The organism is Streptomyces sp. NPDC019890 (genome assembly GCF_044903445.1).
Taxonomy (GTDB): domain Bacteria; phylum Actinomycetota; class Actinomycetes; order Streptomycetales; family Streptomycetaceae; genus Streptomyces.
The window spans coordinates 458,977-477,418 of the sequence record NZ_JBJDQK010000003.1 but is presented as its reverse complement, the minus strand read 5'-3'; the positions used below and the strand labels follow the sequence as shown (position 1 = coordinate 477,418).

The 18,442-nt window shown below is 71.5% G+C and carries 16 protein-coding genes; 9 read left to right on the top strand and 7 right to left on the bottom strand.

Going from position 1 to position 18,442, the window contains the following annotated elements; all coding sequences use genetic code 11:
• Position 1: 1 nt before the first annotated feature.
• The gene (locus tag ACI2LP_RS10540; RefSeq protein WP_404724122.1) at positions 2 to 1,261 is read left to right on the top strand and encodes a styrene monooxygenase/indole monooxygenase family protein; all 1,260 of its coding nucleotides are present in this window, start codon (positions 2 to 4) and stop codon (positions 1,259 to 1,261) included.
• Here the strand turns inward: ACI2LP_RS10540 and ACI2LP_RS10535 are convergent.
• The 3 genes from ACI2LP_RS10535 to ACI2LP_RS10525 form a co-directional block, all read right to left on the bottom strand.
• Positions 1,210 to 2,376, bottom strand: a complete 1,167-nt coding sequence (locus tag ACI2LP_RS10535; RefSeq protein WP_404724121.1) for an NlpC/P60 family protein — start codon at positions 2,374 to 2,376, stop codon at positions 1,210 to 1,212. The two genes, ACI2LP_RS10540 and ACI2LP_RS10535, sit on opposite strands and share 52 nt — an antisense overlap.
• A gap of 208 nt (positions 2,377 to 2,584) precedes the next feature.
• Positions 2,585 to 5,161 (bottom strand): PQQ-binding-like beta-propeller repeat protein, encoded by a 2,577-nt coding sequence (locus tag ACI2LP_RS10530; protein ID WP_404724120.1) that lies wholly within the window; start codon positions 5,159 to 5,161, stop codon positions 2,585 to 2,587.
• A 110-nt stretch (positions 5,162 to 5,271) separates the two neighbouring features.
• Complete coding sequence (locus ACI2LP_RS10525) at positions 5,272 to 5,547, bottom strand: hypothetical protein (protein WP_404724119.1); 276 nt, start codon at positions 5,545 to 5,547, stop codon at positions 5,272 to 5,274.
• A gap of 297 nt (positions 5,548 to 5,844) precedes the next feature.
• On the opposite strand from ACI2LP_RS10525, the gene ACI2LP_RS10520 reads away from it, so the two are divergent.
• The 7 genes from ACI2LP_RS10520 (at position 5,845) to ACI2LP_RS10490 (ending at position 13,630) form a co-directional block, all read left to right on the top strand.
• On the top strand, positions 5,845 to 7,776 hold the full coding sequence (locus tag ACI2LP_RS10520; protein WP_404724118.1) for a hypothetical protein: 1,932 nt from the start codon (positions 5,845 to 5,847) through the stop codon (positions 7,774 to 7,776).
• A 147-nt stretch (positions 7,777 to 7,923) separates the two neighbouring features.
• Positions 7,924 to 9,180, top strand: a complete 1,257-nt coding sequence (locus tag ACI2LP_RS10515) for an ABC transporter substrate-binding protein (protein WP_404724117.1) — start codon at positions 7,924 to 7,926, stop codon at positions 9,178 to 9,180.
• Entirely contained in the window at positions 9,177 to 10,139 is a 963-nt protein-coding gene (locus ACI2LP_RS10510; RefSeq protein WP_404724116.1) for a carbohydrate ABC transporter permease, read from the top strand. Before ACI2LP_RS10515 ends, ACI2LP_RS10510 begins: the two co-directional genes overlap by 4 nt.
• Positions 10,139 to 10,942 (top strand): carbohydrate ABC transporter permease, encoded by an 804-nt coding sequence (locus ACI2LP_RS10505; RefSeq protein ID WP_404724115.1) that lies wholly within the window; start codon positions 10,139 to 10,141, stop codon positions 10,940 to 10,942. Before ACI2LP_RS10510 ends, ACI2LP_RS10505 begins: the two co-directional genes overlap by 1 nt.
• Positions 10,939 to 11,700 carry an amidohydrolase family protein gene (locus ACI2LP_RS10500; RefSeq protein WP_404724114.1) on the top strand — a complete coding sequence of 254 codons (762 nt, stop codon included), beginning with the start codon at positions 10,939 to 10,941 and terminating at the stop codon, positions 11,698 to 11,700. Before ACI2LP_RS10505 ends, ACI2LP_RS10500 begins: the two co-directional genes overlap by 4 nt.
• A complete protein-coding gene (locus ACI2LP_RS10495; protein ID WP_404724113.1) occupies positions 11,697 to 12,449 on the top strand; it encodes an amidohydrolase family protein in 753 nt (250 codons plus the stop codon). Before ACI2LP_RS10500 ends, ACI2LP_RS10495 begins: the two co-directional genes overlap by 4 nt.
• Positions 12,446 to 13,630 carry a DegT/DnrJ/EryC1/StrS family aminotransferase gene (locus ACI2LP_RS10490; protein ID WP_404724112.1) on the top strand — a complete coding sequence of 395 codons (1,185 nt, stop codon included), beginning with the start codon at positions 12,446 to 12,448 and terminating at the stop codon, positions 13,628 to 13,630. The genes ACI2LP_RS10495 and ACI2LP_RS10490 overlap by 4 nt, the downstream gene beginning before the upstream one ends.
• Here ACI2LP_RS10490 and ACI2LP_RS10485 read toward each other — a convergent pair.
• On the bottom strand, positions 13,578 to 14,576 hold the full coding sequence (locus tag ACI2LP_RS10485; protein WP_404724111.1) for an LLM class flavin-dependent oxidoreductase: 999 nt from the start codon (positions 14,574 to 14,576) through the stop codon (positions 13,578 to 13,580). The genes ACI2LP_RS10490 and ACI2LP_RS10485 overlap by 53 nt on opposite strands.
• A gap of 80 nt (positions 14,577 to 14,656) precedes the next feature.
• Between ACI2LP_RS10485 and ACI2LP_RS10480 the strand changes: the two genes are divergently transcribed.
• Positions 14,657 to 15,637, top strand: a complete 981-nt coding sequence (locus ACI2LP_RS10480; RefSeq protein WP_404724110.1) for a dihydrodipicolinate synthase family protein — start codon at positions 14,657 to 14,659, stop codon at positions 15,635 to 15,637.
• Between the two features lie 52 nt (positions 15,638 to 15,689).
• On the opposite strand, the gene ACI2LP_RS10475 is transcribed toward ACI2LP_RS10480, so the two are convergent.
• The 3 genes from ACI2LP_RS10475 to ACI2LP_RS10465 are packed head-to-tail and all read right to left on the bottom strand — an operon-like array spanning position 15,690 to position 18,324.
• The gene (locus ACI2LP_RS10475; RefSeq protein WP_404724109.1) at positions 15,690 to 16,448 is read right to left on the bottom strand and encodes an amidohydrolase family protein; all 759 of its coding nucleotides are present in this window, start codon (positions 16,446 to 16,448) and stop codon (positions 15,690 to 15,692) included.
• Positions 16,448 to 17,191 carry an amidohydrolase family protein gene (locus tag ACI2LP_RS10470; RefSeq protein WP_404724108.1) on the bottom strand — a complete coding sequence of 248 codons (744 nt, stop codon included), beginning with the start codon at positions 17,189 to 17,191 and terminating at the stop codon, positions 16,448 to 16,450. Before ACI2LP_RS10470 ends, ACI2LP_RS10475 begins: the two co-directional genes overlap by 1 nt.
• Positions 17,188 to 18,324, bottom strand: a complete 1,137-nt coding sequence (locus tag ACI2LP_RS10465; protein ID WP_404724107.1) for a DegT/DnrJ/EryC1/StrS family aminotransferase — start codon at positions 18,322 to 18,324, stop codon at positions 17,188 to 17,190. Before ACI2LP_RS10465 ends, ACI2LP_RS10470 begins: the two co-directional genes overlap by 4 nt.
• Positions 18,325 to 18,442 lie beyond the last annotated feature (118 nt).

Here is an 18,442-nt window from a genome sequence, read left to right as displayed (position 1 = left end):
CATGCGGAAGATACTCATCGTCGGAGCCGGCCAGTCCGGTCTCCAGCTCGCGCTCGGCCTCCAGTCCCAGGGCTACGAGGTCACCCTGATGTCCAACCGCACGGCCGACGAGATCCGGTCCGGCCGGGTCATGTCCACCCAGTGCATGTTCGACACGGCGCTGCAGCACGAGCGCGATCTCGGCATCAACTTCTGGGAGTCCCAGGCCCCCCGCATCGAGGGCCTCGGCGTCTCCGTCGCCGCCCCCGACGCCTCACGGCCCATCGACTGGGTCGGCAAGCTGGAGGGCTACGCCCAGTCGGTCGACCAGCGCGTGAAGATGGCCGGCTGGATGGAGACCTTCGCCCAGCGCGGCGGGCAACTCGTCATCCACGGCGCGGCAGTCTCCGACCTGGACTTCTTCTCCCGTACGTACGACCTGGTGATGGTCTCGGCAGGCAAGGGCGAGCTCGTCTCGATGTTCGGGCGCGACGCCTCCCGTTCGCCGTACGACGCCCCGCAGCGTGCGCTGGCCGTCTCGTACGTGCACGGCCTCGGCCCGCGCCCCGAGCACCCCGAGTACGACGCGGTGCGCTGCAATCTGGTCCCGGGCGTCGGCGAGCTCTTCGTGATGCCGACCTTCACCACCACCGGCCGCGCCGACATCCTCTTCTGGGAGGGCATCCCCGGCGGCCCGCTCGATGTCTTCCAGGGCGTCAAGGACCCGGCCGAGCACCTCTCCCTCACCCTCGAGCTCATGGAGAAGTTCACGCCCTGGGAGTACGCGCGTGCCACCAAGGTCGAGCTGACCGACGCGGGCGCCACCCTCGCCGGCCGGTACGCCCCCACCGTGCGCAAGCCGATCGGCCGCCTCCCCGGCGGCGGGCTCGTGCTCGGCGTCGCGGATGTCGTCGTCGCCAACGACCCCATCACCGGGCAGGGCTCCAACTCGGCGTCCAAGTGCGCCGCCGCGTACCTCGCCTCCATCACGGAGCACGGTGACCGGCCGTTCGACGAAGCCTGGATGCAGTCCACCTTCGACCGCTACTGGGACACCGCCCAGCACGTCACCAAGTGGACGAACGCGATGCTCGGCGTCCCGCCGGAGCATGTACTGAACCTGATCGGAGCCGCGGGCCAGCTCCAGCCGGTCGCCGACCGGTTCGCGAACGGCTTCAACGACCCGGCGGACTTCGAGAACTACTTCTACGACCCGGCGCTCACCGACGCCTACCTGGCAGAGGTGTCGGGAGCGTCGTCCGGCGGCTCGCTCTCGGCGTAGCCGGTGTCCGGCCCCGCCGTGGCTCCGTCCGGGAGCCGCGGCGGGGTGAACTCGTCCAGCGGGCGCCCGTCCGGGTCCGGGCGGACCGCGCCGAGCAGCGGATTCGCCGCGATGGGGGAGACCTTGACGGTGGCGCCGGGGCGCGGCGCGTGGACCACCATGCCGTCGCCCAGATAGATCGCCACATGCGTGGCGCCCGGGAAGTAGATCACCAGGTCGCCGGGGCGCAGCGCGGTCAACTCGACCTTGGGAAGCTTTTCCCACTGCTCCTGGCTGGTCCGCGGGATCTCGACACCGGCCCGTGCCCAGGCCACCGAGGTCAGCCCCGAGCAGTCGAACGCCGTCGGGCCTTGTGCGCCCCACAGATACGGCTTGCCGATCTGTTCGACCGCGTACTCCAGCGCCCGGCCGCCCTCCTGGGTGGGCATGCGCCTGCCGGCGAGCGCGCCCGAGGCGATGAGCTCTGCCTGGGCCTTCGCCGTGGCGGACTGCTCCAGTGCGGCCACTTCGGCGATCTGCTCCGGGGAGAGCGAGGCGAGCAGTTCCTCGACGTCCTTCAGCCGGTCCTTCGCCCGGTCGCGGGCCTTCCTGTGCCGGGCGGCGAGCGTCTGCTCACGGTCCAGGGCCCTGCGGGAGGCGGCCGCGAGGTCGCCGGCCCGCTTGGCGCCCCCCTCCAGCCTGGCCATCGTCGCCAGCCGGTGGGTGGCAACACGCTCCATCAGATGGCCTTCGTCGAGAGCCTGCTGGGGGTTACGGGCGAGCAACAGCCGCAGATACGAGGAGAGCTCGGACCGGCCCTGGTACTGCTCGCGGGCCAGCCGTCCCGCGTCGTCGCGGCCGGCGACGACCGCGTTGCGCGCCCTCGCGAGCTCATGGCCGAGACGTGCGGTCTCGGCGCGCTGCCGCCTGAGCTCCTCCTCCATGCCGTTGTACGTCTCCCCGGCCTCCTCGGCCTGGCGATAGCGCTTCTGAAGCTCCGTCAGCATTCCGGAGACGGTGGCGGGCGGGTCGGCGGCGGATTCGGCGCCGGGGTCGGCTGACGCGGGGACCGCCGCGAGGGCGGTCGCGGCCGCCAGCGCCGTCGTGCAGACGGAACGGAGCAGGCTGCCTGACATCTCGTCACCTCCGGCTGCGGGCGGGCCGTCCATCCCGCAGCCGATCATGCGAGCGCGCAACGGGTGGCGCCCGGCGGGTGGTCGGTTCAGCGCAATCCGGCCACTCGTCCGGGGTGCCTTGTGGATCAGGCCGGATCAGTGAGCGTGCGTGCCAGGGCACGCGAGCCCAGCAAGATCCGCAAGACGCCCCCAGCTCCCCTCCGGCGTGTCAGTCCGCGGGCAGCGCGTAGAAGGCCCGGTCCCGCTGGACGACGACAGTGCGGCCGCCGCCCGGCAACGGCACATAGCGCGGCCCGCCCGGGGCGTCCTGCGCGCCCGCCTCCTGGAACTTCCACAGCCGTCTGCCGTCGCGCGCGGCGAACGCGGTGAGCTGCGCGCCGTCTCCCACGAGTACCGTGCGGCCGCCGGCGCTCAGGGCCGTTGCCGGGACGCCGTTCCAGACCGGGGCCTCGGTGGAGCGCCGCCAGAGCGGGCGGCCGGTCGCGGTGTCGACGGCGGAGACCTGCTGGTGGCGGTTGGCGACGTACAGCACCGGGCCTCGCAGGACGCCCTTCCCGTACGGGAAGATGCCCGTCTCACCGGCCGCGGGCGTGGCCGCGGCCACCCGCCACAGCCGCGCGCCGGTGCGGCTGGTGTACGCGTGGAGCTCGCCCCCCGCGGCGGCGAAGACCTTGTCCGTCGCATCGCCGACGACGGCCGCTGCGGGTACGACGCCGGGAAGCGCGAACGACTGACTCGGCTTGCCCGTCGTCCGGCTGAACACGAGCAGTGTGGAGGCGCCCTTGGAGGTCTTGCGCTGGGCAGGGGTGAGCGATGCCGCGTCCTGTCGTACGACGAGGTCGGCGGGGCGGACGGCGATCAGGTCGTACCGGGGGATGAGCGGAGGCACGCCGCCTGCGACCGGGGTGCGCCAGAGCCACTTGCGCGCGACGAGGTCGTACGCGAAGAAGTACGCCGCGAGCGCGGCGCCCTTCTTGATGTGGCCGGTCAACCAGAGCGTGGCGCCGTCCCAGCCCGTGATGCTGCCGAGAGTGAGCGTCTCGCCCGGGCCGACGAGCGCGGTCTTGGCGATCCGGTGCTTGATCCGACCGTTCAGCGCGGAGATCCACAGGAACTCGGCGGCGGCGTCGACGAGAGCGAGCGCGCCGTCGACGGGCACGGCGCGGGAGGCCGACGCGGCCTCCTTGAGCTGCCAGAGCTGCCGTCCAGTGCGCACATCGACACCGACGGCCCCAGCACTGCCGGTCAGTACGAGTACGCGGTCGCCCCAGAGGGTGGCACTGGGCGCGGCGTCACCGTCCTTGCCGGGATGCTCGTACCGCCAGACGGGCTCGGGCGGCACCCCGACGACGCGGGTGGGCCGGGGTGCGGGGGCAGCCTTGGGCTTGGAGTCTGACTCTCCGTCACCGAAGGAGTACCCGGCCCCACCTCCGATCACGATCCCGGCGACACCGGCGGCGATCCCGACGAGGAGGGCGCGCCGGTCGGTCGCGGGGGCGGCCGGGGGCGCGGCGGGCAGAGGCAGGGGCATGGGCAGGTGCGCCGGTGCGCGTGCGCTTCGAGCGGCGGGCACGGCGAGGACGGCGGTGGCCCGATCACCGGGGCCCGATCCGGGCGGCGGGCCGGGTACGACTCCCACCGGCCCGGCACCGGCGGGATACTGCGCGGGCACCGCACCCGTGGCCGCCGGTGCCGGCGCGGGCGCACCAACCGGTTGCTGGGCGGGCACCGCATACCGGGGCTCGCCCACCTGGCTCGCGGGCACCGCACCTGCGGGCATCGCGCCGACGGCCGCCTGGGGCGCCGGGACCGGCGCGGGCGCACTCGCCGGATACTGCGCAGGCACCGCATCCGCAGGCACCGCATCCGCGAGTGCCGTATCCCCGGGCTCGCCCACCCCGGCGCTCCCGCCCGAGCGCAAGGACTCCGCCCTGCCCGCCTGGGACTCCACCGCTCCCACCAGGACCGGCGGCAGCCAGCCCTCACGCGCCAGCGCCGATGCGCCCTCCAGCGCAAGCTCCGCCGCCACCTTGCCCGCCGGCGGGCGGTCCTCAGGGCGCTTCGACAGGCAGCCGGCCACCAGTGGGCGCAACTCCGGCGGCACCCCGGCGAGGTCCGGCTCAGCATGGGCGATGCGGTCCGCGTCGCCCAGCGGAGTCGTGCCCGTCGCCGCGTACGCCAGAAGCAGGCCCAGGACGAAGATGTCGGACGCGGGGCCCGGCTCCGAGCCCGTCGACTGTTCCGGGGTCAGATAGTTCAATTGGACCGACAGTTGCCCGCCGGGACCGGCGTGGGCGACCGCCGCCGCGCCCAGTGCGCCGAAGGCCGTGAGCCGGGGGCCGTCCGCCGCGAGCAGCACCGTGTCGGGTGCCAGGCCGTGCAGCACCGCCCCGGTCGCATGCACCCGGGACAGGGTCTCGGCGAGCCCCGCGCCCAGTATCCGCACGGCACGCTCCGGCAGCGGCCCGGCGAGCGCGATCGCCTCGCGCAGAGTGAACGCCGGGACGTACGCGCTCGCCGTCCACAGCAGTTCCCCGTCCGTGCAGGACTCGAGTGGCTCCTGCACCCACCCGCCGGCCAGGCGCTCCGCGGTCCGCGCCTCCGACTGGAAGCGCCGCCGGAACGCCGGCACCGCCGCGAGTGCGGGCCTGGCCACCGACACGACCGCGAGCGCGCCGTCGGGCCCCTGCGCCAGATAGCGCACACTGCTCGCCGACTCTCCCGTGCGCGCCAGCGCGCCGTAGGGGCCGATCTGGCGCGGATCGTCCTGTTGCAGCGGCTCCATGGCGAGCATCCCCCCTGGCGACACGGTCCTGGGGCGTGTCGCGAAAGTCCCTCCTGGCCCGCGACGCCTGGCACGCACGCTCGCGATGTTCGCCACACGCCCCAGTGATCTTATGGCGCGCTGTTCGGCTTCGACCAGGGCCACTTCAGCGTGCGCCGCGCCGCGCCCTCGGGGGCGTACTGGTACTTCCAGCCGCGCAGCAGGCCGAGCCGCCGGGTGCGGCCCGCGGGGACGCGCTCGTACGCGTACACCGTCGGCGGTGTGCCGTCGTCGTTCGGCACCGGGATCTCGTACCACTTCGGGGGATGACCGGTCGGCCCGACCAGCACCGGCAGCACCCGCCCGTCCAGTGGCCCTCCCTCGAAGGGGGTGTTCTCGCTTCTCACACGGGCCAGTCTCACGCAGTCCCGGCGCGTCGCTCGCACCGGGCGCGCCCGCTGTCCGAAGGATGGCCATTGCATGGGCCCAATGGAGTGCTGTCCCGTTCCCGCTCGGTCCGCGCCGTTGACGCCCCAGTGGGCGTGGCGTATCACTTTCGGCTAGTGCCGTAACTCCCGTTCTTTTCGGAGGTGTTACCACCTGTGACGACGCGACGAGCGTTTCTCGCCGGCTCGACCGCAGCACTCTCCGCCTCTGTACTGTCGTTAGCAGCTCCGAGCTCCGCGTCCGCCGAGGAGGCTCTGATGCGCGACCCCGTATCACTGGGTGTACCACTGGCCGACGTTCTCCTTCTGGGAGGCACGGTCGCACCGGGACCGGGTGGCAGACCGGCCCTGTGGAACGTCTCGACGGGCAAGCCCGCCTATCTCAACGCCGTCGACCCGGCCACCGGCAACCAGCTGGTCAGCGTCCCGCTGACCGGCGCCGACGGCTCCTGGGCGGTGGCCGCAGCGCCCGACGGCGTGTACGCGGGGACCTACGGCAACGCGCATCTGTACCGCTGGCGCCCCGGCAGCCCCGACGCCGCGGAGGACCTCGGCCTGGCGCTTGCCCGGCAGACCTTCATCTGGTCGCTGGCCTCCGACGCCGACGGCAAGATCTGGGGCGGCACCTTCCCCGAGGGCAAGGTGTTCCGCTTCGACCCCGCCACCAAGGCGTTCACCGACTTCGGACAGGTCGTCGCCGGTCAGACGTATGTACGGTCCATCGCCTGCTCCGGCGGCAAGGTGTACTCCGGCTCGTACGCCGCGGCACACATCGCCGAGCTGAACCCGGCGACCGGCTCGGTCACCGAGCTCCCCAAGCCGCCGGGCCTGGGCACCATCGAGGGCAAGGCCGTCTACGACCTGGACGCCTTCGGCGGCCGGCTGTACGCACGCATCGGCTCCGACCTGCCGGGACCGCTCTTCGTCTACGACCTCGAAGCGCGCGCCTGGACCGACGAGATCCCCGACGCGCACGGCCTGAAGATCTCCCCGTCCGACTCCGGCGGCGGCGTCTACCTCGTACAGCGCAGCGAACTGCGCCGCTACGACCCGGCCACCAAGCAGCTCACCGGCACCGGTCTCACCTTCACCGGCAAGGTGCAGAACACCCGGTCCATCGGCTGGGCCGAGCTGGGCGTCGCGAACTACCCGGGCCGCAGCGTCGTCGGCACGCTCTGGCGTGGCGAGATGTTCCGCTACAACCCCACCACCGGGGCGTCCGCGATCCTCGACACCAAGGTGCGCAAGGAGCCGATCGAGATACTGGCGCTGGGCGCGGGCGGACGTAAAACCGTGTACGCAGGAGGGTTCCTCAACGGCGGCCTGGGCGCTGTCCGTACGGACACCGGCGTCTCGGCGTTCCACCGCTTCGCGCAGATCGAGTCAATACTGACGGCATCGGACGGCACGGTCTGGCTCGGTGTGTACCCCGAGTCCAGGCTCTACCGCTACCGGCCCGACCAGCCCTGGAACAGCCCCGAGTACTCACCGGGCGGCCCTCCCGGCGCCGCCCCCAACCCGGAGCTGATCTTCAACCTGGGCCCGCAGCTGCAGGCCCGCAGCAAGTGTCTCGCGGAGGTGGACGACGGCAGGATCGCCGTGGGCACTGTCCCGGCCGGCGACCGGCTCGGCGGCGGGCTCGCCGTCTACGACCCGTCCTCCCGCGACTGGCACTTCACCCGCAATGTCGCGCAGGACCAGAGCCTGTTCGCCCTCGCGGCGTACGACGGCGTGGTCTACGGCGGCGGGTCGGTGACCGGCGGCCTGAGCACCACGCCGCCCACCCGCAAGGCGGGCGCGGTCTTCGCCTGGGATGTGAACCGCGCCGAGAAGCTGTGGGAGTTCGAGCCGGTCAGCACCGAGGGGACGGTCAGCGCGCTGGTCGTCGGCCCCGACCGGAAGCTGTGGGGACTCGCCGGGCACACGCTCTTCGCGCTCGACCGGCAGGACCACCGGATTCTGCACACGATCGAGCTGGGCACCCGGAGCACCGGTGGCTCCATAGTGGTTTCGCGCTCGAAGCTGTACGTGAGCGTGGACGGCGGGCTGGTCTACCGCATCGATCCGTTCGCTCCGCACCGCGACCCGGTGCTGATCGTCGCGTATCCGCACCGACGGCTGATGGCGCATCAGGGGCGGCTGTACTTCAACCGCGCCGCCGAGCTGTTCGTCGTCGATCTGCGTCGCTGACCGTGCGCCTCACCGGGTATCTCTGACCATCCGTCATCAATCCCCCGTCAATTGGGCATTGACATGTCAAATCATGCCCGGCTACTTTCGGCCCAGGCCGAAACTAGCCGGGCTCTGGCTCCCTTCTCAGGCCTTCCGGAGGCCCCCATGAAGACAGGCTTCACGCGCGCCGCCGCACCTCTCGCGCTGTTCACGCTCGCCGCCCTGCTCACCGGCTGCGGCGGCGACAGCAGCTCGGGGTCGAAGAAGGTCACCGTCTGGATGTATCCGGTGATCGCCGACCCCAAGGCCAACACCGCCTACTGGACGCAGATCGAGAAGGACTTCGAAAAGGCGGAGTCCGGCACGCAGCTCACCATCGAGCAGCAGCCCTGGGAGAACCGCGACGAGAAGCTCGCCACCGCGCTCAGCAGCGGCAAGGGCCCGGACGTCGTGCTGCTCGGTCCCGACCAGATCCCGCAGTATCTGAGCAATGGAGCCATCCGGTCGGTCGACGGGGCGCTCAAGGGGACCGAAAACAAGTTCCTGCCGGCCGCCCTCGAAGCGATGAAGCAGGACGGCAAGCTCTACGCCGCCCCGATCTACCACACCGTCACCACCACGCTCTACAACAAGAAGCTGCTGGAGAAGGCGGGCATCACCAAGCCCCCGGCCAGCTGGGACGAGATCAAGGCCGCCGCCCCCAAGCTGAAGCAGTCGGGCGTCGCCGCCCTCGACTACTCCGCGGGCAACGAGGCGACCCAGAACCTCAACTTCTACCCGCTGCTCTGGCAGGCGGGCGGCAAGGTCTTCGCCGAGGGCGGCAAGAAGGTGGCCTTCAACGGTCCCGAGGGTGTCGAGGCCCTCACCTTCATCACCGACCTCTACAAGGCAGGTGAGATCCCCAAGTCCGCGCTGACCAACATCAACGCCGTTGCCGACCAGGCGCTCGGCAAGCAGCAGGCGGCGATGGGCTTCTCCAACACCCCCGCCGACGCGGCGATGGCGGCCAAGGCCTGGGGCGCGGAGAACGTCCTCGTCGGGCCGCCGCTCACCGGCGCCAAGCAGGTGACCTTCGGCATCCCCGGCGGGCTCGGCATCAGTGCCAAGTCCAAGAACGTCACCGGGGCGGAGAAGTTCCTCGCCTTCATGACCAGGCCCGAGCAGCTCCAGAGCATGGGCAGGGCAAGCGGCTTCCTCTCCCCGCGCACGGACGTCACGGTGCCCAGCGACGCTCCGCACGCCAAAGAGTTCCAGGCGGCGCTGGCCAAGGCGTACCCCGGTGAGCCCAACCCCACCGCGCGCCAGCTGATGTCGCTGATCGCGCCCGAGATCCAGGCTGCGCTCACCGGCAAGAAGACCCCCAAGGAAGCGCTCGACTCGGCGGCCAAGCAGGCCGACGACCTGCTGGCGCGGCAGCGTTGACCAGGACCACCCTCAGTACGGCTCCCCCCGCCAAGACCGCCGCGCCGGGTCGCGGAAGTCGCGGAGGCCGCGGCGGGGGCTCGCTCAGCAAGGCCGTACGACGACGCGAGGCGCGCGTCGGCCTGGTGTTCGTGGCCCCGATGCTGCTGCTGTTCATCGTCTTCCGCTTCGGACCGACCCTCGGCGCGGCGTTCCTGTCGCTCACCGACTACCGGCTGAGCGGCGAATGGCAGTTCATCGGGGCCGAGAACTACACCCGGCTTCTCCACGACGACCTGTTCTGGTCGAGCCTGGGCGTCACGGCCCTCTACACCGCGTTCTTCGTACCGCTGACCGTGCTGCTCTCGCTCGGCACCGCCCTGCTGCTGCACCGCACCGTATGGGCGCGCGGCTTCTTCCGCGGAGTGTTCTTCCTGCCGTACGTCACCAGCATCGTGCTGGCCGCCGTCATCTGGAAGTGGATCTACGAGGTCGAGGACGGCCTGCTCAACGCCACACTCGGAGTGTTCTCGCTCGGGCCGGTCGACTTCCTCGGCAGCGAGCACCTGGTCCTTCCGTCCATCGCGGTCACCTCCGCCTGGAAGGGCTTCGGCTACTCGATGCTGATCCTCCTCGCCGGGCTGCAGTCGATCCCGCGGCATGTCGTCGAGGCGGCCACCATCGACGGCGCGAACGGCTGGCAGCGGCTGTGGTGGGTGACGCTTCCGCTGCTGCGGCCCGTGCTGTTCTTCGTCCTCGTCATCGAGGCCATCGGCGCGTTCCAGGTTTTCGACGCGATGTATGTGATGACGGCGGGCGGCCCCGTACGGGCCAGCTACTCGCTCGTCTACCTGCTGTACGACACGGGCTTCAAGTTCTTCGACTTCGGCTACGCCGGCGCGATCGGCCTGGTGCTCTTCCTCGTCGTACTGACCTTCTCGCTCATTCAGCGCCGGCTCATCGGAAGGGACGCGGACTGATGGCGCGGCTGCGACTGCCCGTCCTGCTGATCCTGGTGGCGCTCGTGACCGTCACGCCCTTCGTGGTGATGGTGCTGGTCGCCTTCGCACCGGCCGGCGGCCAGACGCTGCCCGGCGCGTTCAACCTCACCAAGGCCACCTGGCAGAACTTCTCCGACGTCCTCGGCAGCGAGGACATCATGCGCTGGGCGTTCAACTCGCTGATCTACTCGGTGGTCTCCGTCGCGCTCATCCTGCTGTTCTCGTCCATGGCGGGATACGCCTTCGCGAAGAAGCGGTTCCCGGGCCGCGAGGTGCTCTTCTGGTCGTTCCTGGCCACCCTGATGGTGCCGTTCCAGGCCACGCTCATCCCGTACTACATCCTCGTCTCGGAGCTCGGGGGCGTGGACACGTACTGGGGAATGATCGTGCCGACGCTGGCCAACTCGCAGGCGGTCTTCCTCATGCGGCAGTTCATCCACCAGCTGCCCGACGAGCTCTTCGAGGCCGCGAGGATCGACGGGGCGTCGGAGTGGCGCATCTACACCACCGTCGTCCTCCCGCTGATCCGGCCGGTCCTCGCGACCCTCGGCGTGTTCGTCTTCCTGTGGCACTGGAACGACTTCCTGTGGCCGCTCGTCATCGGCCAGTCCTCCGAGATGCGCACGCTCACCGTCGGCCTCGCCACGCTCGAAGGCGAGAACGTCGCCGTCAACCAGATCATGGCCGGGGCGACCATCACGGTGATCCCCTGCCTGCTCGTCTTCGGACTGCTCCAGCGGTATCTGACCGACTCGATCGCCACCACCGGCCTCAAGACATGACTGCGCAAGACATGGGCGCGCAGGACATGGGCGCGCAGGCCATGGGTGCGCACCACATGACCGTCGTCGACATCAACCGGCTGCTCGGGCCGCTGCCGTACGAGGAGGTGGCAAGCCGCGATCCGGCCGGGCTCGTGGGTGAACTCGACCGACTGCGCATCGACACCGCGTGTGTGGTGCACACCCACGCGCTGTACGGGGACCCGCGCGACGGGAACGCCGCGCTGAAGGAAGCCGACGGCGCACGGCTGCGACCGGTGCCCGTCCTGGTCCCGGGACCGCTCGGCACGGGGGAGAGCGATGCCCCACTGGTGCGGCTCTGCCCCGCCGAGCACCGCTGGTCCCTCACCGGCGCCCACGCACTCGCGCTCGCCGCCGCGCTGGCGAAGGCGCGCACCACCGTGCTGCTCGGCTGGGAGTCCACGACCGCCGCGGAGATCCATCGGCTGGCGAGCGCCGTGCCGACGCTGCGGATCGTGCTGACCGGCACCGGCTACCGCAGCATGCGGGAGCTCGCCGAGCTCATGGACCACCACGTGGAGTTGTCCGTGGACACCTCCACGCTCGCGGGACATCTCCAGGTCGAGTGGTTCGCCGGGCGCTACGGTGCCCGCCGCGTCCTGTTCGGCACGGGCGCTCCGGTCACCGACGACGCCGGACCCCGCTACCAGCTCGACACGCTGGAGCTCCCGGCCGCCGACACGGCCCTGATCGCGGGCGGAAACGCGCTGCGGCTGCTGGGCGTTGTCGACCCATGAGGATCGTCGATGCCCATGGCCATGTCGGCCGCTGGTACGCCTTCGCCGTCACCGACGGTTCCGCGCGCAGCCTCATCTCCGTGATGGACCGGTGCGGGGTCGCCACCGCCTGTGTCTCGCATCTGCTCGCCGTGGGCCCGGACGCCCGTGCCGGAAACGAGCTGCTGCTGACGGAGCTGGCACAGCACCCCGCGCGCCTGCTCGGCTATGCCGTCTTCAACCCGCACGATCCCGAGGCACCGGAGCGGCTGCGGGACCTGCTGGAGGTGCCCGGCGTCATCGGGGTCAAGCTCCACCCCGAGGTCCATGAACTTCCGCTCGACCACCCCGCGTACGCCCCGGCCTTCGACATCGCCGCCGAGCGCGGCCGTATCGTGCTCGCGCACAGCCAGCACGACTCCGCCTTCTGTGACCCGGTGCGCTTCGCCGCCGTGGCCCCCCGCTACCCCGGACTCCCGCTGCTGATGGGCCACTCGGGCCTGTGGACCAGCGGCTTCGCGCCCGCCGCCGAAGCCGCATCCCGCTGCCCCAATCTGATCCTGGAGACCTGCGGCTCCCGGATGACCGCCCGCCATCTTGGGCGCCTCGTCGCCGAGGCCGGGGCCGAGCGCATCGCCTTCGGCTCCGACGCCGTCTTTCTCGATCTGCGGACGGGCCTCGGGCGGGTGCTGCTCGCGGACATCAGCGAGGCGGACCGCGAGCAGATCCTGCACGGCACCATGGACCGCCTGCTGAAGGGGCCCCGATGACTCCTGTACGTACCAAGGGGTGGCCGCAGTGGCCCCCGCAGGCGACCGACGAGCAGCGCGAGCGGCTGCTGCGGGTGCTGGAGGGCGGTGCGTGGGGAGCGACCGCGGGCAGCGAGACCGAGTCCTTCGCGGCGGCCTTTGCGGAGAGCGTCGGCGCTTCGTACGGCGTCTGCACGTTCAATGGCACCGTGGCGCTCTTTCTGGCGCTGGGCGCGCTCGGTGTGCGGCCGGGGGACGAAGTGATCGTGCCCGCCTATACGTTCGTGGCGAGCGCGACCGCGGTGGTACTGGCGGGCGCCCGGCCCGTCGTCGCCGACGTACTGCCCGACACCCTGCACCTCGACCCGGCGGCAGCGCGGCGGCTGGTCGGTCCGCGGACCCGGGCCGTCATGCCGGTTCATCTGGCGGGGGCGCCCGCCGACACCGCATCGCTGCGCTCCCTGGGCATCCCGGTGGTCGAGGACGCGGCCCAGGCGCACGGCGCGCGGCGGCACGGACGCCCGGCCGGGAGCCTCGGGGACGCCGGCTGCTTCAGCTTCCAGTCGAGCAAGGCGATGACCGCGGGCGAGGGCGGCATCGTGGTGACCGACGACCGGCGCGTGTACGAGCGGCTCTGGTCGCTGCACAATGTCGGCCGCCGTGTCGGGGGCGGTTGGTACGAGCATCACGAGCTCGGCTGGAACCTGCGGATGACCGAGTTCCAGGCCGCTGTTCTGCACCCTCAACTGGGGGTACTGGAGGCCCAGTTGGAGCATCGCTCGGCACGGGCGGCGGCTCTTGCGGGGGCCCTGCAGGAAGTCGAGGGGCTGGAGCCGGTGGGGGTACCGGAGGGCACCACCAGGCACACCTGGCACCTGGCCATGCTGCGCTACGACCGGGCGGCGTTCGGCGGACATCCCAAGGCCGCGTTCCTGGACGCCATGGCCACCGAGGGCATCCCGCTGGACGCCGGCTACCGCTCCCTGTCCCGGGAGCCGTACACCGGAGGCGGGCCGTGTCCGGTCGCGGAGGGCGCCGAGGACACGATCGTCTGGGTGCGCCAGCCGATGCTGATGGCCGACGACGCGGCGATGGCGGACATCGGCAACGCGGCTCTCGTAGTTCAACAGGCCTTCCGGAAACGCCCGTTCAGCCGCCCAGACGCGGCAGCACCTCGGTCCCGAACGACTCGATCGCGCTGAGTGCGTCCGACTGCGGCATGCCGGGCGGCTGGACGCGCAGCACCACGCCGTCGGCACCCATCTCGCCGTACTCGCCGAGCCGCTGTACGCACTGGTCCACCGAGCCGATCACGGAGCGCGCCTCGATGTCGTCCCACTGCTGGGCATAGCGCGCGGCATCGGCCGAGGTGCGCTTCCAGTCGCCGTAGGCGTCGTACAGACCGCGCAGCGGGCCCTCCAGGGCAACCCGTGCCTGCTTCGATGTGGCGGCGGCATAGCCCTCGCGGCAGACGATGACCTCCGCGCCGAGGCTCGCCGCGCCGCGCGGGTAGGAGCGGTACTCCGCGATCTTGTCCGGGAGTTCGGAGTCGAGCTCGTTGAAGGAGGTCGTCCAGCCGTCGCACATCCTGGCCGTACGCTCCAGCGCGGCGGAGACCCGGCCGCCGTTCCAGATCCGCGGCCGCGGCTGCTGCACCGGGCGCGGCGAGAGAAACGCTCCGTCGAGCGATGTCCAGCGCCCCCGATGGCTGACCTCGTCCTCGGTCCACAGCCGGGTGACCAGCTCCAGACACTCCTCGAAGCGCGACACGCGCTCGCGCGGCTGGGTGCCGTAGAGGGTGAACTCCTCGGGCCGGTAGCCCAGTACGAACCCGGCCGTGAGCCGCCCGCCCGACAGCACATCGATGTGCGCGAGCGTCTCGGCGAGCCACACCGGCTGATATACGGGGGCGATCAGCCCGGCCGTGGCGAGCCCGATCCGCTCGGTTCGTGCGGCGAGATACGCCAGAGAGGTGACGGCCTCGTGGTAGCCGGGCCGGTGGAGATGGCGTTCACCCAGCACCACCCAGTCGAACCCGGCCTGCTCGGCGAGGACCACCTGCTCCACCGCGTCGGCGAGCCGGGGCCGGTCGGCCTTGTCCGCGTAGAGATTGACGTACAGGCCGAGACGGATGGGGCGCTGGGACATTCGCGGGGCCTTTCCTTTACGGTCCGGGCCGTAAAGGCTAGCGTGTCGGCAACGACCGCAACAGACGGGAGAGATCGCCCATGTCTGCGCCGGAGACCCTGACGGAGAGCCTGGTGCGCAGGCTGCGCGGCACGGTGCTGCCCGCGGTGGCCACCCCCATGGATCCCCGGGGTGTCGTGGATTTCGGCGCGCTGCGCGGATACGCGGAACGGATCGCCGCCGCGCGGATCGGCGGGGTCGCGGTCTGGGCGCACACCGGCCGCGGCCTGTACCTCTCCGAGGCCGACCGCCAACAGGTGCTGCGCATCTGGCGTGCGGCGGTCACCGGCCCGATCGTGGCCGGCGTGGGGGTGCCACGATCGGTACGCGCAGGTACCTTGCGGGACGCCTGGGACTCGACCATTGCCATGGCCGTGCAGGCTGCGGACCTCGGCGCGGACGCGGTCATGGTCTATCCGCTGGCACAGTTCGCCTCCCGCCCGGAGGGCGAGAAGGAGACCGTACGTCTGCACGAGCGGGTTGCCGAGGCGAGCGGGCTGCCGGTGCTCGGCTTCTTCCTGCACGGCGAGGCGGGCGGCTACCCCTATCCGCCGGAACTGATCCGCCGGCTGCTCGCCCTGCCGTCCGCCGCGGGGGTCAAACTCGCCACCCTGGACCGGGCGATGTCCTGCCAGGACGCGATCCGCGCGGCCCAGGAGAGCGGAAAGCTGGTCATCACGGGCGAGGACCGGATGTTCGGCCCCTCGCTGATGTGGGGCGCGGACTCGGCGCTGGTGGGCATCGCGGCGGCGCGGGTGTCGCTGACCAGCGCGGTGCTCGACGCGTGGAAGGCGGGCGACCACGCGGGCTTTGTCCGGGCGTCGGGGCGGCTGGACCGCTTCGCGGAGTCGACGTTCCTGGCGCCGATCGAGGGGTATGTGCAGCGGATGCTGTGGGCGGCGGTATGGGAGGGCCTGCTCCCGGAGGGAGCGGCACATGACCCGTACGGGCCGGGGCTGGGTGAGGGCGAGCGGGATGCGGTGGTGGCGTGCCTGGAGAAGCTGGCGAAGGAGGACGACTAGGGAGCGCGCAGGGTGCGGGCTCGCCCCCACCACGCGGCGGAGCCGCAAGGTGTCACAGCGGGAAGGGGCGGGGTGGGGGAAGCTCAAGCCCGAACAGATCCACCGCGTTCCGCCACAGCACCCTCTCCAGCTCGGCCGGCGCGAACCCCGCATCCCGTACCACCCCCAGCGCCACACACGGATCAATCAGCGTCGAATCCGTCCCGAACAGCAGCCGTTCCACCGGGACCCCGACCTCGCGTGCGTACGCGATCCGGCCCGCGTCCGTCACCGTGCGGCAGTGCTCCAGGTACAACCGGTCGCAGTCCGCCGCCGCGTGTGCCGCCTCGCGCCAGGCGTCGCCGCCCGCGTGGCCAACGATCACCCGCAGCCCCGGCCGGTCGGCCAGCAGCGACGGCAGCAGCGCGACCTCCGGGCCCCACGTGTGGAGCAGCAGCGGCACGCCCGCCTCGGCGATCACGTCGAAGGCCTCGGCCATCTCCCGTGAGCCGATCAACCGCCCCGGATAGTGCGTGTGGATCTTCGCGCCGACGAACCGCCCCGTGTCCAGGCAGCGCCGCAGATCCTCCGCGCTCGCCTCGATCCGGTTCGGGTTCACCACGGCGTAGCCGAGCAGTCGCGGATGCACCGCCAGCACGTCCCGCAGCGCCGCGTTGCCCGCGACCGCGTCGTACACCACCGCCTCCGCGGCGGAGACCAGTTGCAGGTCGATGCCGTAACGGTCCATCAACCGGAGGTTGAACCCCGCGTCGCCCGTGTCCATGTGGAACGGCCACGGGCCCACATGCGCATGCACATCGATGATCGGCATCAGCCCAGCAGCTCCTCGACGTTCCCGCCCGCGATCGCCGCGCGCTGCGCCGCCCCGATGCCCGCGTACCGCAGCCGCAGCGTCTGCGGGGAGATGTCCATGAACGGGGTGCGCGAGCCGAAGACCAGATGGCGCGCCCCGACCGTCTCGACGACCCGCTCGATCGCGTCGGGCGCGGAGAACAGCCGGGTGGTGGCCCGGAAGCCCGGTTCGCCGCGGGCCAGCAGCAGGAAGTCGGCCAGGTGGTACGAGTGGACATCGAGGAAGACGACATCCGCGCCGCGCCCCGCCAGCGCCGGGCCGTAGCGGCGAGGGTCCCCGTCGTGGAGGAGCACGAGTCCCCGGGCGACGGCCTGCGCGACCACATGGCGGTAGCCGGGGAAGTCCGGCCCCACGTCCTGCTCCTCGGTGAACAGCCGCAGGAACCGCACCCCGTCCGCGTCCAGCGCGTCCAGCCGATCCTCGACGGCCAGCGCGTCCCGCAGATCCACCGTGCCGACCGGCAGCAGCTCGGGACAGTCGGCGAGCTCCTTGACCGTGGCCATGTTGCCCGCGGCGTCGTCGAACAGCGCGCCGCGCGTGGACATGGCCAGCGCCCGGGAGACGGGGGAGCGGGCCAGGCGCGCCCTGACCTCGGCGAGGCCGATGTCGGCGTGGTGCCTGGGCCACGGCCCGTACAGCACGTCGACGTCCCAGCCGATGTGCTCCTCGGGTGTGGTCCGCAGCCATTCGTAGGTGCTCAATGCGCACCGGCCCGGTGGTGGACGGCGCGGACCGCGCGGGCGATGTGCTCGACGTCGGCCTCGGTGTACGCCTCGTTCCAGGGGAGAGCGAGCAGCGTACGGGCCACCAGCAGCTCCGCCTGCGGGCACAGGCCCGGCGGATATCCGGGCAGCGCCGGATTGGCGTACAGCACTCGTTCCAGATAGCCCGGCATCGAGGGGACGGCCTCCGCCTCCAGGTCCTTCGCCCAGCGGGAGTTGTCGTCGACCAGCAGCGGGAACACCCACCAGGCGTGACCCGGCAGGGGCTCGGGCACGGTGACCCGGTCGAGCCCGTCGAGCGCGGCGACAAGCTGCCCGGCCCGCTCCCGGCGCCGCCGCACCACGCCCGCCACCTTGGTGAGCTGCGCGCGGGCCACCGCCGCCGTGAGCTCGGTCATCCGGTAGTTGAGGCCCATCTCGCGGTGGATCCGGCCTTCCGTACGGTCCCAGCCCTTGTCCATGAACAGCCGCATACGGCGGGCGAGTGCGGGGTCGTCGGCCAGCGCCAGGCCGCCGTCGCCCGCGGTGATGTGCTTGTACTGCTGAAGGCTGAAGCAGGCGATGTCCCCGACGGTGCCCAGCAACCGGCCCTGCCCGTCCTCGCCGAGCCAGGCCTGTGCGCAGTCCTCGATGAGGACGAGCGAGTGCCGGTCGCAGATCGCACGCAGCGCGCCGATGTCCGCGGCCGCGCCGAAGAGATGGACGGCGATGACGGCCTTGGTACGCGGGGTGACAGCCGCCTCGACCGCGTCGGGGTCGAGGTTCCCGTCGTACGGGCGTACGTCGGCGAACACCACGCGCGCCTGCTGGGCCAGTACCGGCGCGACCGTGCCGAAGTCCGAGACGGGCGTGGTGATGACCTCGTCGCCCGGGCCGACCCCGGCCGCCGCGACCGCGAGATGCAGGGCCGCCGTGCCCGAACTGCAGGCGACCGTTTCCTCGCGGGAGTACAACCTGCTCATCTCGGCTTCGAGGGAACGTGCTTCACTGCCGAAGGAACTGCACAGCACCGCCGAGTCCATGACGCGCAGCACCGCGGCCCGTTCCTCGTCCCCGAGGGTGCGGCCGCGCGGGCCGAGAACTGTGGGCAGCGGCATTTCCCGTTCGGGCATCGGGGCACTATCCTCTCCGCAAGTCTGCGGTTATGGCCTGGGCCGAAATTAGGGCCGCGATCGGCGGGGCGTCAACCCCGTCCAGGCGGGCTTCAACCCGTCCAGAAGTACCTCAGAA

Excerpts from the sequence above, each read along its gene's own strand:
- ACI2LP_RS10520 (WP_404724118.1), top strand. The coding sequence starts at position 5,845 with ATGCGCGACCCCGTATCACTGGGTGTACCACTGGCCGACGTTCTCCTT.
- ACI2LP_RS10500 (WP_404724114.1), top strand. The coding sequence starts at position 10,939 with ATGACTGCGCAAGACATGGGCGCGCAGGACATGGGCGCGCAGGCCATG.
- ACI2LP_RS10535 (WP_404724121.1), bottom strand. The coding sequence starts at position 2,376 with ATGTCAGGCAGCCTGCTCCGTTCCGTCTGCACGACGGCGCTGGCGGCC.
- ACI2LP_RS10540 (WP_404724122.1), top strand. The coding sequence starts at position 2 with ATGCGGAAGATACTCATCGTCGGAGCCGGCCAGTCCGGTCTCCAGCTC.
- ACI2LP_RS10530 (WP_404724120.1), bottom strand. The coding sequence starts at position 5,161 with ATGGAGCCGCTGCAACAGGACGATCCGCGCCAGATCGGCCCCTACGGC.
- ACI2LP_RS10485 (WP_404724111.1), bottom strand. The coding sequence starts at position 14,576 with ATGTCCCAGCGCCCCATCCGTCTCGGCCTGTACGTCAATCTCTACGCG.
- ACI2LP_RS10465 (WP_404724107.1), bottom strand. The coding sequence starts at position 18,324 with ATGCCCGAACGGGAAATGCCGCTGCCCACAGTTCTCGGCCCGCGCGGC.
- ACI2LP_RS10480 (WP_404724110.1), top strand. The coding sequence starts at position 14,657 with ATGTCTGCGCCGGAGACCCTGACGGAGAGCCTGGTGCGCAGGCTGCGC.
- ACI2LP_RS10475 (WP_404724109.1), bottom strand. The coding sequence starts at position 16,448 with ATGCCGATCATCGATGTGCATGCGCATGTGGGCCCGTGGCCGTTCCAC.
- ACI2LP_RS10515 (WP_404724117.1), top strand. The coding sequence starts at position 7,924 with ATGAAGACAGGCTTCACGCGCGCCGCCGCACCTCTCGCGCTGTTCACG.
- ACI2LP_RS10495 (WP_404724113.1), top strand. The coding sequence starts at position 11,697 with ATGAGGATCGTCGATGCCCATGGCCATGTCGGCCGCTGGTACGCCTTC.
- ACI2LP_RS10505 (WP_404724115.1), top strand. The coding sequence starts at position 10,139 with ATGGCGCGGCTGCGACTGCCCGTCCTGCTGATCCTGGTGGCGCTCGTG.
- ACI2LP_RS10490 (WP_404724112.1), top strand. The coding sequence starts at position 12,446 with ATGACTCCTGTACGTACCAAGGGGTGGCCGCAGTGGCCCCCGCAGGCG.